A 17,217-nucleotide genomic window follows, 5' to 3' on the forward strand; every position below is an offset into this window, starting at 1 on the left:
TTTTAATGCTTACGACCGGTGCACTGGCTGCACCGGCCATACCGACGGTGTCTGCCGCGCCTAAGCAAGAATCAGAAGCCAAACAAGCCGAGCTAAAAGATTTACGCGGTCAGCTGCAAGAGCTTAAAAAAGATTTAGCGGCCAATGAATCGCAGCGCAGCGAAGCCAGCGATGCTTTAAAAGACTCTGAAACAGCAATTTCTGACGCCAATCGTGTACTCAGCAATATGCAGACCGAGCAGGCTTTAAGTGCAGCAGAAATCAAACGCTTAGAAAGCGATATCAGCCATACCCGCAGTGGCATTCAAGCCAGCCAGCAGCGGCTGGGAAAAATTCTCAAAACACGCTACAAAGCCGGACAAATTGAAGCCTGGCGCTTGCTACTCAATCAGCAAGACCCAAATCAGGTAAGCCGTGAGCTGACCTACTACCGCTATATCAGCCGCTCACAACTACAACTCGCTAATAAATTAGAAGCACAGCTCGCCGAGCTGGCCCGCTTAAGCGAAGATATTCGCCAAAAAAATGAAGCTTTACAGCATCTGGCCCAAAGAAAAAAACAACAAAAAGAAGTGCTGGTTTCCGAGCAGCAAGAAAAACAACAAATTGTGAGCAATCTCTCACAAGAAATCAGCAGCCAGCGCAATCAAATCCAAAAGTTAGCCGCTGATGAAAAACGCTTAACAGGGCTGGTCGATAAGCTCAACGCCATCATCAAGAGGCAAGAACTTGAGCGCGCCAGGAAAATAGCCCAAGCCAAACTGCTGGCAGAGAAAAAAGCGAAAGAGCGGGCAGCACGCAATGCTGCGGCACAGGCCAAAGCAAAAGCCGCAGGTAAACCCGCACCTAAAGCCGAGCCAGAGCCAGAAGTGACCACCGCCCTGCCCGATTCAGGGCAATCTGGCCAAGCGTTTGCATCGCTTAAAGGCAAGCTACGCTTGCCGATTAAAGGTGAAATTACCGGCCGCTATGGCACGGCACGGGGTGAAGGTGGGCAATGGAAAGGTGTGTTTATCCGCTCCGCATCTGGCCAAAGCGTAAAAGCCGTTGCAAGTGGCCGCGTGGTATTTGCCGAATGGCTGCGTGGCTTTGGCAATATGCTGATCGTAGATCATGGCGGTGGCTATATGAGTATTTACGCCGCCAATGAGAGCATTCTTAAGCAAGTAGGTGATACGATTAAGGCTGGAGACAGCATTGCCACCAGTGGTAACAGCGGTGGAATGGCAGATTCCGGCTTATACTTTGAACTCAGACAAAATGGCCGCCCAATCGACCCTCAGGCATGGGCTGGCTAGATTATGCTGATGAAGTGGTTACGACTAAAAACCCCATGTCAGCAAGCCAATAACAGGAAAAAACGGATGTCCTCGAGCACTAAAAAACCAAAGCTCCAAAAGATTGCCTTGCTCTTAGCAGGTGCAGGTCTGGGCGTTGCCCTGAGTCTTTCCTTTAATGCGGTAGCTGATAAAGATGCTGGCGGCAACCCGCTGCCCGTTGAAGAGCTACGTGCCTTTTCTACTGTTTTTGGCCTGATCAAACAAAGCTATGTAGAACCTGTTGAAGATAAAAAACTCATTACCGAAGCCATTAAAGGCATGGTGTCTGGCTTAGATCCGCACTCCACCTATCTGGATGCTGACGCTTTCAAAGACATGCAAATTCAAACTCAAGGTGAATTTGGCGGCCTTGGCATAGAAGTCAGCATGGAAGACGGCTTGGTGCGCGTAGTTTCACCGATCGAAGACACCCCTGCCTATCGGGCAGGCGTAAAACCGGGCGACTTTATTGCCAAAATCGACGAAACACCGGTGCAAGGCATGTCGCTTAACGATGCCGTAACAAAAATGCGCGGCAAGATTGGCACATCCGTCACGCTCACTATGCTGCGTAAAGGCGAAGGCAAGCCGATTATTGTTACGCTGAAACGCGCAGTGATTAAAGTGCAAAGCGTGAAGTCTAAAATGGCTGAGCCTGGCTATGGCTATATCCGTATTGCTCAATTCCAAGAACACACTACCGAGAACGTCGCCCAGGCACTTGAAACGCTTTACAAAGAAAATAAAGCGCCGCTTAAAGGCTTGGTGCTGGATTTACGTAACAACCCTGGCGGTCTGTTAAATGGCGCAGTGGGTGTATCTGCTTCATTCTTGCCCAAAGATGCCTTGGTGGTTTACACCGAAGGCCGTACACCGGATTCCAAAATCAAGCTTACCGCCAGCAAAGAAAACTATCTGCGCCAAAATGGTAAGGATGATTACTTTAAAAACACACCCAAAGATGTGAAAAACGTACCGTTGGTTGTGCTAGTTAATGGTGGCTCTGCTTCAGCCTCTGAAATTGTGGCAGGTGCATTGCAAGACTATAAACGCGCCATCGTTGTGGGTACGCAAACCTTTGGTAAGGCCTCTGTGCAAACCATTATGCCTATCGATAACAAAACAGCACTCAAGCTCACCACCGCGCGTTACTTCACGCCACTGGGCCGCTCAATTCAATTGAAAGGGATTACACCGGATATCGAAGTCGAAGAAGCAGTGCTCAACGGCAAGGAACAAAGCGCCTTCCGTATTCGTGAAGCTGATTTAGGCCATCGTCTGGACAATCCGAATGATAAAGATGCCGGTAGTAAAAAAGCCGCATCCGAAACCAAGGCCGAGATTAAAGTAGAAATCAAAAAGCCGAAATCAAACGCAAGTGATACCGCAGAAGAAAACCCGCGCGAGCTGGCTTCTAAAAATGACTATCAATTGCAGCAAGGTCTGAATATTCTTAAAGTTCAGCAGATTTTGCAGAATAAAAATGCAGCTGCACCCGTGCCTGCGAAGTAAAAACAGCATAGCCCCACACCCAACAGCTCCCTAGGGAGCTGTTTTTTTTACTTATGCTCAGTCAGCGGGTCTAAACTGAAACACCCTGTTTGGAGAATGGCCATGAAACCCAGCGCTAACAAACTCTCTAAGCATCATGATATTTACCTCTACCCCCTCCCTACTGATCAAGCCGAACAAGCTGCCTGCTACCTGAAAGATACGCTTGAAATAAGCGTCCAATACTCAAACTCCACCCATCGTATTAGCGTGTACTACGCACCCACTGAACACACATTAAAATCGATTGAAGCTCATTTAAAACAGGCTGGCTTTCATTTAGATGAAAGCATCCTGAGTAAAATCAAACGCGCCCTCGCCCATTATTGCGAAGATATCGAGCGCAGTAATTTAGAAATCCCCATCCACAATATCAAAAGCCGCGATGTCTTTGTCAAAGTCTGGGACAATCATCCGCATGGTGATCATGATGAGACGCCAGAAGAATTACGGCGATATTTGTAAGAGCCTGCTTATTAAAAACTAAATTTTAAAATTCAAAAAATAAAGAAAAACAAATTTGCAATGAAAGCATAGCGCCGCGTTCCTCCCCTTCTCGTATAATTTCTCACTCTTTATGATGATTTTCTGCCATGAGCTTCTGCCCAAATCTCCCTAGCAATCCTGAAGACGCCCTTGATGACGCAGCGCTGCTACGCTACAGCCGTCATATTCTGCTCGATGAAATCGGTATTGAAGGACAAGAGAAAATCAGCCAGGCCCATGTGCTTGTGATCGGCGCAGGCGGCTTAGGATCGCCAGCGGCGCTTTATCTGGCGTCTGCTGGAGTGGGCACGCTAACGATTGTTGATGATGATCTGGTTGATTTATCTAATTTGCAGCGTCAGATCATCCACACAACCGCCAATATTGGTCAGAATAAAGCGCAATCGGCCGCACAAACCATCCATGCACTTAATCCACACATCAAGGTCAACGCAGTCAAAACAAGGGCGATGGGCGAAGAACTCGCTCAACTCGTGGCCGCTGCCGATATTGTGCTGGATTGCTGTGATAATTTTGCGACTCGCCACGCGGTAAACCGTGCTTGTGTAGCGCATAAAGTGCCGCTCGTTTCCGGGGCTGCAGTGCGCTTTGACGGGCAACTCACCACTTTTGATGCCCGTGTGAATAATGCCCCCTGCTATCACTGCCTGTTTGGTGAAGAAGGCGAAGCAAGCGATGGCCCATGTGCAACTTTTGGTGTGTTTGCCCCGCTAGTAGGGATGATTGGTGCAGCACAAGCAGCAGAAGCACTTAAGGTCATCATTGAGCTGGGCAGCCCTTTGCTTGGCAGATTACAGCTATTAGACGCCCGCAATATGCAATGGCGGGAAATGCGTTATAAACAAGATCCGGCCTGCCCAGTATGCGGCCGTAACAAAACTTAAATAATAATAGTTATCATTAAGTAATCAAACACGGTAGACAGACGGCATAAAAGCTGCAATAGTGATGGCCATGAAAGCAGCGCAACCCACCCTTTTTGTTACATCCCCAGCCCATAACTGGTATTACCGCCACTATATCTTACTGGCGGCTTAGACTCATTTAATTGAACAATGCCGCCGGTCCAGGCGGCATTGTTGTATCTACACTACCCATGGGCTCGGCGGCTTTAATCCAAACAAGGATCGAGAACATGACTTCGCATATTATTCTGACGGGCGACCGCACCACTGGACCACTGCATTTAGGCCACTTTGTAGGCTCATTGCAAAATCGTCTTACCTTTCAAGATAAACATACGCAATTCTTAATGCTGGCCGACGCTCAGGCGCTCACCGATACCGATCACGATGTAGTGCATCGCAATGTACTGGAAGTCGCGCTTGATTACCTTGCGGTAGGCTTAGACCCCGCTAAAAATACTATTTTCATTCAGTCGCAAGTGCCGGAATTATCCGAGCTGACTTACTACTTTATGAATCTGGTCACCGTAGCCCGTTTAGAGCGCAACCCGACGGTAAAAGAAGAAATCCGCCAAAAGAACTTCCAGCGGGATATTCCCGCTGGATTTCTCACCTACCCGGTAAGCCAGGCCGCTGATATTACCGCCTTTAAAGCCACGGCCGTTCCGGTAGGGGCCGATCAGGCACCAATGATTGAGCAAACCAATGAAATTGTTCGCCGCTTTAATGCACTGGCGGGCAAAGATATTTTGCTGGAAACACGCGCCATTATTCCGCAAACAGGCCGCCTGCCAGGGCCAGACGGAAAATCTAAAATGAGTAAATCTCAGGGCAATGCGTTGCATTTATCAGCTAGCCCGGATGAAATTACTCAGTTTGTAAAAAGCATGTACACCGATTCCAAGCACTTAAAAATTAACGACCCTGGGCAGGTAGCGGGCAATGCTGTATTTACTTTCCTTGATGCATTTGAAGCAGATATCAGCTTTGTAGATGACTTAAAAGCCAAATACCGTAAAGGTGGCTTGGCGGACTCGGTGATTAAGCAGCACTTAGAAGTACGCTTGCAAGAATTGATCGCCCCCATCCGTAACCGCCGTCTGGAGCTTGCCAAAGATCCGGCACATGTGATGCAAATCTTAAAAGCCGGCACAGCTCATGCACGCACCGTCGCCGCAGGCACTTTGGCAGAGGTGAAATCAGCACTGGAGTTGGACTATTTTAGCTAACTCAGCAACTCTAGTAGCAACAAAAACTTCACCAGATTAATAAAACCCAAATCTTGAAACACGGAGTTTAGGAGGACACGGAGGATCACAGAGAAAAACATAAGCAAGTAAGGTTTTCTCCGTAAAACTTCATGTTCTCTGTGCCCTCTGTGTTTTAAGATTTGGGTTTTTTATGCCGTCAATTACAGCAGCAGCACCGCCCTTGCATTGGCAGTCGTGGCAGCTGCTAATTCTTCTAAACTGATCCCACGTAACTCTGCCAGCACCTCGGCCATTTTAACGAGTTCGGCGGGTTGGTTACGTTGGCGATCCAGCCACGCAGGCGGGATATCCGGCGCATCGGTTTCCATAACTAAAGCCTCCAGCGGCAAATCACTGGCTAATTTGCGTATCCGTTGCGAGCCTGCATAAGTCATTGCCCCGCCAAAACCCAGCTTAAACCCCAGAGAGATAAAGACTTCAGCCTGCTGCACGCTGCCATTAAAGGCATGGGCGATGCCGCCTTTTACTCCCCATTTGCGTAAATACTTAAGCACCTGATCCTGAGCACGGCGCAAATGCAGCAGTACAGGTAAATCAAAATCCCGGGCCAGCTTAAGCTGAGCTTCAAATAGCGCTACCTGCCTTGTGGCGTCCAGATTAGGCACATAAAAATCCAGACCGATTTCGCCCACGGCCACAGGGCGATGCTGCTCTAAATAATGCTGCAAAGTCAGCAGATGCTCATCACGATGCACTGCTGTATAAATCGGGTGCAGACCAAAAGCCGGAAAGCAGCCATAACGCTCGCGCATCGTGAGCGCATCGGCAAAAGTCGCCTCGCTCACTGCCGGAACCACAATTTGCTCAATGCCCACCAGCCTTGCTGCCGCCACAAGCTCATCTCGGTCGGCGGCAAATTCAGGAGCATCTAAATGGCAATGAGTGTCTATCCACATAAATTAGTTCCTTTGGCGGGTGGGCCTAGGGTATGTGAGTTGGCTGGGTAGTTGCCAGCCCATTTACACAAACAACGAAAAAATGTACTAACCCCGCTCTTTGCATGGGGCTTAAGAATCCCCTTGAAGCACGCCGAAGCGAGGAACAAGCGGGCGGGGTTTCTTTGATGCCTGTTTGAGCGAAGCGAGTTCCGCAGTCACCGCTCGATTGTCCGCAGATGAGGGGCCTTCGTGCTGGCTGGGGTCGCCTTCTTTGCTTACTTTCTTGGCGAAGCAGAAATCAAGTACTTCGCGGGGATCCCGCACCTAAATCAATGTGCCGAAGGCATTAAAAAGTGCCTTTTTGACTTTACTTAACGCACATGGCTACACCCACCATTTTAAGATGCTATATGCAAAAACCTAGCGAGTTTCACCCGCCCGACAAATCGTCCTCACCACCAAACCGGTTCTGCCTCCAGCTCTACGCCAAATTTTTCTTTCACATCGGCTTGTACAGCGGTAGTGAGGTTTGCCACGTCGTTTTGCGTAGCGCCACCATGATTCACCAGCACCAAAGCTTGTTTCTGGTACATACCCACCGGCCCGAGTTGGCGGCCTTTCCAGCCGGCTCGTTCAATCAGCCAGCCTGCGGCCAGCTTGTAATGATTTGGCCCTGCTGGATAAGAAACCAGCTCTGGATACGCGGCTAAAACCTGCTCACGCAGCTCACTTGCCACAATAGGGTTTTTAAAAAAACTACCCGCGTTACCAATCACCGCCGGATCGGGCAATTTGCGCTGGCGCACCTTGATCACTGCTTGAGCAACGGCGCTGGCCGATCGTGGCTGGCCCAGCGTCGCCAGCTCCTGCTCGATATCGCCGTAATTAGTTTTGATGCTGACGCACTTTGCTAATTTAAACACCACTTCGCCAATCAGCCACTTCCCTGCTTCGACTTGTTTAAAACAGCTATTCCGGTAAGCAAACTGGCATTCTGCTACGCTAAAAACACGGGCATGGCCATCTGCTAGGCTATAGGCCGTCAGCTCAAATAGGCAGTCTTTTACTTCCACCCCATAAGCGCCAATATTTTGCACCGGTGCAGCACCGACGGTGCCAGGGATGAGTGATAAGTTTTCTAAACCAGCCCAGCCCTGAGCCAGAGTCCACTGCACAAATTCATGCCAGTTTTCACCACCTGCGGCGGCCACATACCAAGCTTCATCGTCTTCACGCAGCAAACGCCGCCCCTTTAGTGCCACAGCAATCACCAGCGCATTGATTTCTTCTGGCAGCACCAAATTGCTTCCCCCACCTAAAACACGCCAAGGCAGCGCTTTTAACTCGCTATTTTGACTCAGTTCGATTAATTGGGCAGGGTCGTCCAGTGAAAGAAAGTGACTGGCGGTGGCGGGTAGACCAAGTGTATTGGCGTTTTTTAGATCGACATTAAATTGGATAGGCAGCATCGGCGCTTAGGATCAAATCAGCAAAGGGGTGATTATCCCCTACTCAGACAAAAAAAACCCCCATGCCTAAACATGGGGGTTAAGAGTCTAGCTAGCTTGCTAATAGACTGACTAGATTTTTTGTAATCTTACTGACGAACTTTGCTCATCGCGTTCATCAAAGTACCCGCACTATCATCCCCATCCAGCGACCAGCTGAATGCGCCGCCCAAGCCATTGGCTTTTACATAATCAAGCTTGGCCTGGATAACTTCTGGCGTGTCATAAGACCAGAATGTGCTGCCATCATACTTCCACGATTGCTTAGTGATTGGATGGACAAACACCGAACCCGCAGCATTTTTCAAGACTTTGTAGTCTTCAATCCCTGCTTCGTAAGTACCCTTAGCTGCTGCAGTTGCAGATTGGTACAGGCCGTTATTGACATTAGGAACGCCTGTCCAGCCGCGGCCGTAGAAAGGAATACCTAGGACAATTTTGCTAGCCGGTGCGCCTGCTGCAACCAAGTTTTTCACTGCGCTATCGATATTGTATTGCGCAGCTAAACCCGGCTTACCTGTTTTAGGATCGATATAACGCGGGCTGGCAGGATCATTGTAAAGGTGAGACTGGAAGTCTGTCGGGCCCTTGGCATCCCAGCCGCCGTTGAAATCGTAAGACATCAAGTTGATCCAGTCGAGATGCTTGCTGTACTCGCCAGGCTCGGTCATTGCGATTTTTTCAGCACCTGCGCCAATCGCTACAGTCAGAGCATATTTCTTGCCTGTTGTTGCAGACAATGCATCCAGCTGAGTGCGGAATTCCTTAAGCAGCAGGGTGTTATTTTGCTTATCAGCATCAGACACCGTGTTAGTGCCTATCCCTTGCACGCCTGGGTATTCCCAATCGATATCAATCCCGTCGAATACACCAACAGCGGTACCTTTACCACCAGAGTTAGAGCCACCGTCATATGGCAAATTACCCTTGATGTAAACGTCGATGCAACTAGAAACAAGCTGCTTACGCAGTGCATCCGTTGCTGCGGCGTTAGAGAACCACTTAGACCAAGTCCAGCCGCCTAAGGAGATAAATACTTTCAGATTCGGGTTTTTAGCTTTCAGTTTTTTAAGCTGGTTAAAGTTGCCTTTCAGGCCACCCTTACCATCTTCGCCCCAAACATCGCCCACGCCGTCAACCGAATCGCCACCGCCGAAGCCTTTTTGGTAATCAGCCCAGCCGTCACCACCATCCTGGCCACCGTTTTCTGCCTTAGTGACGATGCCACATTCGTAACCACCGTTTTTGGCATAGATATTGCCAAAAGCGTAATTCAAAAAAGTCATCTTAGCTGCAGAGCCACTGGTCTGAACTTGCTTCACCAGATAGTTGCGGCCATAAATGCCCCACTGCGCAAAGTAAGAACCCACTTGCATATTGCCTGATGGTGTAGGCACTGGTGTAGGCACTGGTGTTGGTGTTGGTGTTGGTGTTGGTGTTGGCACTGGTGTTGGCACCGGAGTCGGAACTGGCGTTGGTACAGGTGTTGGTACCGGAGTCGGAACTGGCGTTGGTACAGGTGTTGGCACCGGAGTAGGAACTGGCGTTGGCACCGGAGTTGGTGCCGGTGTCGGGCCTGAACAAGCACCTAAATCAAGCCAAGGCTTACCTGCACCCACATTGGTCGACGGATCGTCGCCCTGTGTCCACCACTGCGCTTTGTAATTGCGACCTTTATGCGTCACAGACTGGCCACCCGAATAAGCGGTTGTGGCAGTCCATGTTACATAACAAACAGAGGGCGATGGGGTAGGTACGGGAGTTGGAACAGGGCTAGGCGTTGGCACCGGAGTAGGAACAGGTGTTGGCGCAGGTGTTGGTGTTGTGCCGGTTTGTAAAGCCCAAGGGCCCCACTGCTCAGCGCCAGGTACATTGCCCTTAGTCCACCACTGGGCTTTCCAATCCTTACCGGCATGGCTTACAACTTGGCCGCCGGTATAGGTCGTTGCAGCATCCCAAGCAGGTGCCGCAAAAGCTTGCATTGCAATAAATGCAGCAGGAATTGCTGCTAAACGACTGAAGTTCGACATAAAGGGAGTCTCCATCCTCTTTAGACTGATTGGCGTTATTCACGCATCTCAACTGGTATTACCGCCATCCTACAAGCTGTCAATTCTACGAAAGCTTTGCTGGTATTCAGGGCATTGTCGCGCCGCTTCTCTATGTAACCGATCGTGACGGGATTCATTACTCACCATTCTATTTTTCTTGTCAAGCACTCAATGATGAATAAAAACACTGCGCCTAAACTTCATGGCAGACCATGCTTTTTTAACTACATAACATAAGCGAGATACAAATATTGCTTTGCAACATTTTCACCTGCGAATGCCATTTTAGGTTTAAACAAAGCCAAAATTTTTATGATGCAATGCAACATAAAAAATATATTTTGTAATTAAGCCTGTTTTATTTATGTAGTTTATCTATGAAAATTACATAAATATTTCGCTATTAAGCTCGGTGTTTAGCCTAAAAGGTATACCTTAAACTGCTTATATTCGATCAATGCTTTCACAAAACGTACAAAATTATTCATAAAAAGTAATCTTACCAAGAGTAAAACCAAGCAACGTGCAACGGCGAGGCACATAAAAATGCCTTAGCTATAATTGGTATTAACAGATATGAAATATTGATTTAAAAAGAAAATACAAAAGGTTAGGGTCTGTTGCCTTGTTCAGCCCCAAAACTGCAATGCAGCCGTGAATGAAGCGTCAACAGACCCTAGCAAGCACCAACATGTCCAATCAGACAATCAGCGAGAGAAGAATCAAGGACGATTGCCCAGATTCCAGCGTGCGCAATACCACTTGGTTTGATCGTTAGGAAGCCCAACCAGCACGCTGCCAAATTTAGATAGATAGCGAGGATAGCTCCCCGCTAATGGGACAAAAACAAAGCCCATATTCGATTCGATATTCTTACGCACGGTTTCTATTTGATCGGGAATCAAGACGCCCAGCATCAAAGCGCCAGAGCTGGGTAAGCTAACAAACACCTCGCTGACTTTATTTCCGCCTAATGAAGCATTTTGTGCTTCAAACCACTCCGCCTCACCCCATACGCGTAAAGGATCGCCCAGATACTGACGAAAATAACTGCGCCACCATTCATTAGACCATTCACTACGGCAAGACAAAGCCGCCTCCATTTTGTCGCCAAAATGGGTAGGCAATTTTCCCGCAGCAGCAGCGGGCAAAGCAAGGCCCAGCAACAGGGTAAAAATTAAATAGCGGCAGATAGTTGGCTTCAAGACAAATCATTTCCTGAATAAATCAATCCGCAAAGTATGATGAAAACGATTCATCTAAGCTGATTCTAGCCTGACAAAGTAGCACAGGCTAAATACAGAGGCAAAAAAAACCGGAGCGCGTGTTCAACACGTCTGCTCCGGGTTTGTTACTTCTGCTTCATCCAATCTAACCGTGCTTAACCACTATTACGCAAACCGGCCGCAATCCCGTTAATGGTCAGATGCACCGCGTGCTGCACTTCTTCACTCACTTCGCCACTGCGTAAGCGTTTAAGCAGTTCAACTTGCAAGTGGTTCAGCGGGTCTAGATAAGGCAGGCGGTTTTCTAAGCTACGTGCCAGCATGGGGTTATCCCCCAGCAGCTCGCCATGTTTAGAGATGGCTTGCACCGCATCGATCGTGCACTGCCATTCTGCTTTAATCCGACCAAAAATACGTTGCGCCAGCTCTTGATCGTGCACCAGCTCTGAATAGCGGGCTGCAATAGCGATATCCGATTTAGCCAGCACCATATCCATATTGGAGATCGTTGAGTTAAAGAATGGCCAGTCGTGGTAGAGCTGCTGCAAGAGCGCCAAACCTTCATCGCCCGATTCTTTAAGATACTCGCTGATCGCCGTGCCAAAACCATACCAACCCGGCAACATTAAGCGGCACTGGCTCCAAGAGAATACCCAAGGAATTGCGCGTAAATCACCGATGCTATTGGTGCTCTTTCGCGCTGCCGGACGAGAGCCGATATTCAGATTAGGAATCTCATTAATCGGTGTGGCTTCACGGAAATAGGTAATAAAATCAGGAGTGGCATAAACCAGATCACGATAAGCCTGATAAGCACAGAGACTGAGTTTTTCCATCAACTGACGGCGTTCCTGCACATCATTCGATGGCGGGGCTTCTTCTGGAAAACTCGCCTCCAGCGTTGCTGCAATCAGGATTTCTAGATTACGGCGGCCTACTTCACGATCAGCGTACTTAGCCGTAATCACCTCACCCTGCTCGGTAATCCGGATCTGGCCATTCACCGATCCCGCTGGCTGGGCCAGAATCGCATCATGTGCCGGGCCACCACCACGGCCTACCGTACCACCACGGCCGTGGAACAGGCGCATCTTAAAGCCAGCGGCTTTAAACACGTCAACCAGTGTCAGCTCGGCTTTATATAACTCCCAATTTGAAGTGAGATAACCACCGTCTTTATTCGAATCCGAATAACCCAGCATCACTTCCTGCACTTCGCCACGACAGCCCAAAAGGCTGCGCCACTGAGGAATTGCAAACAGCTCGGTCATAATCTGGCCAGCACTGCGCAAATCAGGAATGGTTTCGAATAAGGGAATGATATTAATTTTAGAAGAAAGCTTAGGCACTAATTGCACCAATCCTACTTCTTTCATCAATACCGCAACTTCCAACATATCCGAAACCGAATCACAGTTAGAAATAATGTAGTTAGGCAGCACGGCCTCGCCGTAGCGCGCCTGAATTTCACTGGCGGCACGATAAATATCCAGCTCTTTTTGCACATCGCTACTGTATTCAACATATTGCGACATCAAAGGACGAGCACTGGATAGCTCACGCAGCAACACTTTGCGGCGCGATGCTTCATCCAAGCGCACATATTCTTCAAGCCCGGCATGGGTAAATAGCTCTGAAATGACCTTTTCATGTGTGCCTGAGTGCTGGCGCATATCGACAGGCGCTAAGTGAAAAGCAAAAACCGATACAGCACGCTGTAAGCGGCGCAAACGCCCACCTGCTACGATTGCTGCATGATGTGTTTTTAATGAGCTAGCAATCACTTCTAAATCATGGAGTAACTCTTGCGCATTAAAGTATTCCGGCGCATTAGCCACATCGTGCAACTGGTGATGGAAAGTACCAATTTTAACCGCCGTCGCAAAAATACGCGCCCGAACTGCCGATACCGCCAGGCGATAAGGCTCTTCCGATTTGCGATCTTTCTCGTCTGTGGCTGAATCGGCCAGCGCTTGCAGTGCTGAATCAACCTCCACAATCCGTGTGGACATCGATAACTCGTTTTCCAGCTTCATGCACTGCTGATAGTAGTAATCCAGTGCAATACCAGACTGACGCGATACCGCATAGCGCAACACATCACCGGTTACAAAAGGATTACCATCTCTATCACCGCCAATCCAGCTGCCAACCTGGATAAAATTAGGCAGACTGACATTTTGCTCACAAAGCGCAGCCAGTTTGTCTTCTAAATCTAAATAAAGGCGCGGTAATTCGTGTAAGAAGGTATTGCGGAAATACGCAGCGCCATTTTCAATCTCATCTTGTACGGTGAGTTTAAAAGTGCGAATCTCACGCGTTTGCCATAGCGCCAGCAACACGCGCTCTAAAGCGGCTTTATTATCAAGCAGCTCTTCTGGTGTCATGGCGTAACGATCACGCTCGGCCAATAACCCAGCCACCGCGCGGTGCGAATCCAGAATAGTTTTACGCTTAACTTCTGTTGGGTGAGCGGTCAGCACAGGTGCAATTAAGCTTTCACCTAGCATAGCAATAATTTCAGTTGCCTTAACGCCTCTTGCTGTCAGGCTGTTAATTGCGGCTGCGATGCTACCGCGCTGCGGCGCAGAGCCTGCAATTTTGTGTGCACGACGTCGGCGATTATGATGTAAATCTTCAGCAATATTAGAAAGATGCGAGAAGTAACCAAAACCACGGACCAAGGCAACGGTCGTGGCAGGATCCAGGTCTGATAATGACGTGGCCAATGTTTTACCCGCATCCGGATTGCTTCCTTGCACATAGGACAGAGCGAGCTCACGAATGGACTCTATCTGCTCGGCAGTGGCAATACCTGCTTGCTCGCGAATGGTCGCAGCGAGTAGTTCAGCGAGTAATTCAAGATCCCGTTTAAGGGGCAGATCTTTATCAACAATCGTTTCGAGTACGGGCATTAGCAATCCAGTTCATGATTGAATCGGGCAAACATTTTCATTTTAACAAGAAGCTGCGGTTTTCACTGATAGATATTTATAAAAATATCTGTACTTGAAATGCTCTGACTACATTTCAAATAGATGTTTGATCTATAAGGAAATATAAAAAACACCCTAGCAGTGCATAAAAGAAAAGTGTGGTTTTTAACGCCTTTGTTGCTACAAAAAAAGATAAATACTCAAAGCAAGTAATCGCTAACCACTGCGCTGCTTCACTATTTAAACTATAAATATTTACAAAAACCAGTAAAAACAAAACACATAAAAAAGGAATTAGTAAGCAAATAAAATAAAATAGAAAGCATTAATGGCATAATCATGTAATCAATAATCTAATTGATCACATATTCCATTCACACCCGCTACTGCATCCACTTATTGGGCTACTGTTATGACGCTTTATCCTTTTCACCTGATTAATACTTTTGCTGAACGCCGTTTAAGTGGAAACCCGATTGTGGTGTTTACCCCTGATGAGATGCCCGATGAGCAAACACGTCAGACACTGGCATTCCAAATGGGTGTAGCAGAAACCGCTTTTATTGCCCAAACTGGCACGCAAGTTCATGTGCACTCCACCCAGCACGCGCTGCCTTTTTCCGTGCAAGCCATGCTGGCCACTGCCGAAGCCACACACCCCAATGAATCGGGGCTAGCTGCCCAGGCATTTAAAACGAATCACGGTGAAACATGGCTATTACGCCAGAATGAGCGCTGGTGGAGCCAGCTCGCCACCGCGCATACCCGCCCGGCACAGCACAGTAATGCAGAAATTGCGATGACACTGGGGATTGCAGCAGGCGATATTGTTGGCGCGCCTTTATTTGTGGATTGCGGTCTAGAGCAACTGATTGTGCAGGTGCGATCTCAGCAAGCAGTACTACAAACTTCGCCCCAGGCTGCATCCTTGGCAAAACTGGCCGAATCAAGCAAAAATTTACCGCAGGTAGCGGTATGGAGTAATGACGGCGATCATATTACGCTCAGGTTTTTTTCCTGCGATGCCTTTCATGTGTACGAGGACTTTGGTGCAGGCACCGGCGCTGCCAATATTGCAGGTTGGCTGATGGCTTCAGGGCAAAGTGCCCCGTTTACATTACGCATCGAACAAGGCCTGACCATACATCGCTTAATCAGCCGGCTAAGCGTGATTCACGTTGACGTCGATGCACAGCGCAATATCCGCGTGGGCGGCAATACGCATCGGGTAGGCGGGGGAACGCTGGAGCTTTAAGTTTTTGCCTGTGGGCCGAGAAAACACTTAAAACGCAGGACAAACAGCTGAATGTATCCGCTGTTTGCCTTATAGGAAACAAGACAGACAGCCTATAGAAATGGCTTGAGCTGCAAAACATTCGCGGCTCAAGCCACTCCTACAGTACTCGCTCTAGGCCTAAGGCCCTTTGTGAAACACCGTGTTCTGCGTAAATCCGGCAGATTCGGTTTTAACTGATCTTACTTAAACCACCATGTTAGCAATATACCCGCCAAAAGCGCGGCAATCACACCCAACAGCCAGTTGCGTTTTTTCTGCTCCCACATCAGGCTGCTATAGCCTGTAATCAGCAGCTCTGTTGGGTTTTGATCGAGTAACTCACCTAATTTACGCGGCAACATCGGCAATAAAGCGGCCCATTGCGGAGCTTCTTTTTTTAGATTGCGCAGCATGCCACGCCAGCCAATCTGCTCATGCATCCAGCGCTCTAAAAACGGCATGGCGGTTTGCCAGAGGTCTAAATCTGGATCGAGCTGGCGGCCTAAGCCCTCGATATTCAGCAGCGTTTTTTGCAATAACACCAACTGCGGCTGAATTTCTACATTAAAGCGGCGCGAGGTTTCAAAAAGGCGCAATAAAACCTGGCCAAAGGAAATTTGCGAAAGCGGCTTGTTAAAAATTGGCTCGCAAACGGTGCGCACTGCCGCTTCTAATTCCTCTACCCGCGTGTCTTTTGGTACCCAGCCCGATTCAATATGGGCGGTAGCCACGCGGTGATAATCGCGGTTAAAAAACGCCAAAAAATTAATCGCCAAGTATTGCTTATCGCTATCAGATAAGGTGCCAACAATCCCGAAATCCAAAGCAATATAGCGATTATCAGCCGCCACCAAGATATTGCCGGGGTGCATATCGGCATGGAAAAACCCGTCTCTGAATACTTGGGTAAAAAAGATTTCCACCCCAAAGCGTGAAAGCTTTTTTAAATCCATCCCAGCGGCCAGCAGCTCGTCGATGCGCCCTACCGGAATGCCATCCATCCACTCCATCACAAACACTTCACGTGCACAAAAATCGTAGAAGACTTCGGGCACTAGGAGCTGGCTAGAGTTTAAAAAATTGCGGCGCAGCTGGCTGGCGTTCGCCGCCTCGCGCATTAAATCCAGCTCGTCATGTAGATAGCGATCAAACTCCGCCACCACTTCTCTAGGGCGCAAACGCTTACCGTCGGCCGAAAGTTTTTCTAACAGTACCGCCATGATGCGCATCAGCGCTAAATCAGATTCAATCACCGGTAAGATATCAGGGCGTAAGACTTTCACCGCCACCACTCGCCCATTATGTAAACGCGCCTTATGCACCTGCGCCACCGATGCACTGGCGACGGGCGTTTGATCAAACTCGGCAAACAGCTCATCGAGCTTACGCCCCAAGCTTGCCTCAATCACCGCTACCGCTGTCGCTGCGGCAAAGGGCGGCACATCGTCTTGTAATTTCGCCAGCTCATCGGCGATATCCAATGGCATCAAATCACGGCGAGTTGACAAAACCTGACCAAACTTAACAAAGATCGGCCCTAATTCTTGCAGCGCCAACCGCAAACGCTCGGCCCTAGGCGCGCTCAAATCACGGCTAGAGAGTAAAGATTGAATCAACTTACCCAAGCCACGCACACGCTCATGGCCGAGTAAAAACTCATCAAGACCATAGCCAAAAACCACACGGACAATTTTAATTAAACGAGAAAGACGCATTGGTTCAACTTAAGAGAGAAGTGATGCAGGTAGAGGGTTAACATCGAAGGACGGGTAAAACCCCATAGGCGCTA

General features: G+C 48.7%; 12 protein-coding genes. 6 read left to right on the plus strand and 6 right to left on the minus strand.

From position 1 onward, the window contains the following. The first annotated feature begins 5 nt into the window (after positions 1-5). The 5 genes from VN23_RS13715 (at position 6) to trpS (ending at position 5,511) form a co-directional block, all read left to right on the plus strand. Positions 6-1,298 carry a murein hydrolase activator EnvC family protein gene (locus tag VN23_RS13715; protein WP_046352393.1) on the plus strand — a complete coding sequence of 431 codons (1,293 nt, stop codon included), beginning with the start codon at positions 6-8 and terminating at the stop codon, positions 1,296-1,298. A 66-nt stretch (positions 1,299-1,364) separates the two neighbouring features. Next, positions 1,365-2,831 carry a S41 family peptidase gene (locus tag VN23_RS13720; RefSeq protein ID WP_046352394.1) on the plus strand — a complete coding sequence of 489 codons (1,467 nt, stop codon included), beginning with the start codon at positions 1,365-1,367 and terminating at the stop codon, positions 2,829-2,831. A 102-nt stretch (positions 2,832-2,933) separates the two neighbouring features. Then, positions 2,934-3,335 carry a hypothetical protein gene (locus VN23_RS13725; RefSeq protein ID WP_046352395.1) on the plus strand — a complete coding sequence of 134 codons (402 nt, stop codon included), beginning with the start codon at positions 2,934-2,936 and terminating at the stop codon, positions 3,333-3,335. A gap of 128 nt (positions 3,336-3,463) precedes the next feature. Further along, complete coding sequence (locus tag VN23_RS13730; RefSeq protein ID WP_046352396.1) at positions 3,464-4,261, plus strand: HesA/MoeB/ThiF family protein; 798 nt, start codon at positions 3,464-3,466, stop codon at positions 4,259-4,261. Between the two features lie 242 nt (positions 4,262-4,503). Further along, positions 4,504-5,511: a tryptophan--tRNA ligase gene (trpS, locus tag VN23_RS13735; protein WP_442905456.1), complete on the plus strand. Its 1,008-nt coding sequence runs from the start codon at positions 4,504-4,506 to the stop codon at positions 5,509-5,511. 182 nt (positions 5,512-5,693) lie between these two features. Here the strand turns inward: trpS and VN23_RS13740 are convergent, their stop codons facing one another. The 5 genes from VN23_RS13740 to ppc form a co-directional block, all read right to left on the minus strand. Continuing rightward, positions 5,694-6,449, minus strand: coding sequence for a TatD family hydrolase (locus VN23_RS13740; protein WP_046352398.1), 756 nt, complete (start codon positions 6,447-6,449; stop codon positions 5,694-5,696). Positions 6,450-6,883: 434 nt separating this feature from the next. Further along, complete coding sequence (murB, locus tag VN23_RS13745) at positions 6,884-7,900, minus strand: UDP-N-acetylmuramate dehydrogenase (protein WP_046352399.1); 1,017 nt, start codon at positions 7,898-7,900, stop codon at positions 6,884-6,886. A gap of 128 nt (positions 7,901-8,028) precedes the next feature. Then, positions 8,029-9,969 carry a glycosyl hydrolase family 18 protein gene (locus tag VN23_RS13750; protein ID WP_046352400.1) on the minus strand — a complete coding sequence of 647 codons (1,941 nt, stop codon included), beginning with the start codon at positions 9,967-9,969 and terminating at the stop codon, positions 8,029-8,031. Positions 9,970-10,712: 743 nt separating this feature from the next. After that, the gene (locus VN23_RS13755) at positions 10,713-11,195 is read right to left on the minus strand and encodes a hypothetical protein (RefSeq protein ID WP_046352401.1); all 483 of its coding nucleotides are present in this window, start codon (positions 11,193-11,195) and stop codon (positions 10,713-10,715) included. Positions 11,196-11,371: 176 nt separating this feature from the next. Next, complete coding sequence (ppc, locus tag VN23_RS13760; protein ID WP_046352402.1) at positions 11,372-14,131, minus strand: phosphoenolpyruvate carboxylase; 2,760 nt, start codon at positions 14,129-14,131, stop codon at positions 11,372-11,374. Positions 14,132-14,564: 433 nt separating this feature from the next. Between ppc and VN23_RS13765 the strand changes: the two genes are divergently transcribed. Continuing rightward, positions 14,565-15,407 (plus strand): PhzF family phenazine biosynthesis protein, encoded by an 843-nt coding sequence (locus VN23_RS13765; protein ID WP_046352403.1) that lies wholly within the window; start codon positions 14,565-14,567, stop codon positions 15,405-15,407. 221 nt (positions 15,408-15,628) lie between these two features. On the opposite strand, the gene ubiB is transcribed toward VN23_RS13765, so the two are convergent. After that, positions 15,629-17,143, minus strand: coding sequence for a ubiquinone biosynthesis regulatory protein kinase UbiB (gene ubiB, locus VN23_RS13770; RefSeq protein WP_046352404.1), 1,515 nt, complete (start codon positions 17,141-17,143; stop codon positions 15,629-15,631). Positions 17,144-17,217: the final 74 nt, after the last annotated feature.

It is taken from the genome of Janthinobacterium sp. B9-8 (assembly GCF_000969645.2).
Taxonomy (GTDB): Bacteria; Pseudomonadota; Gammaproteobacteria; order Burkholderiales; family Chitinibacteraceae; genus Iodobacter.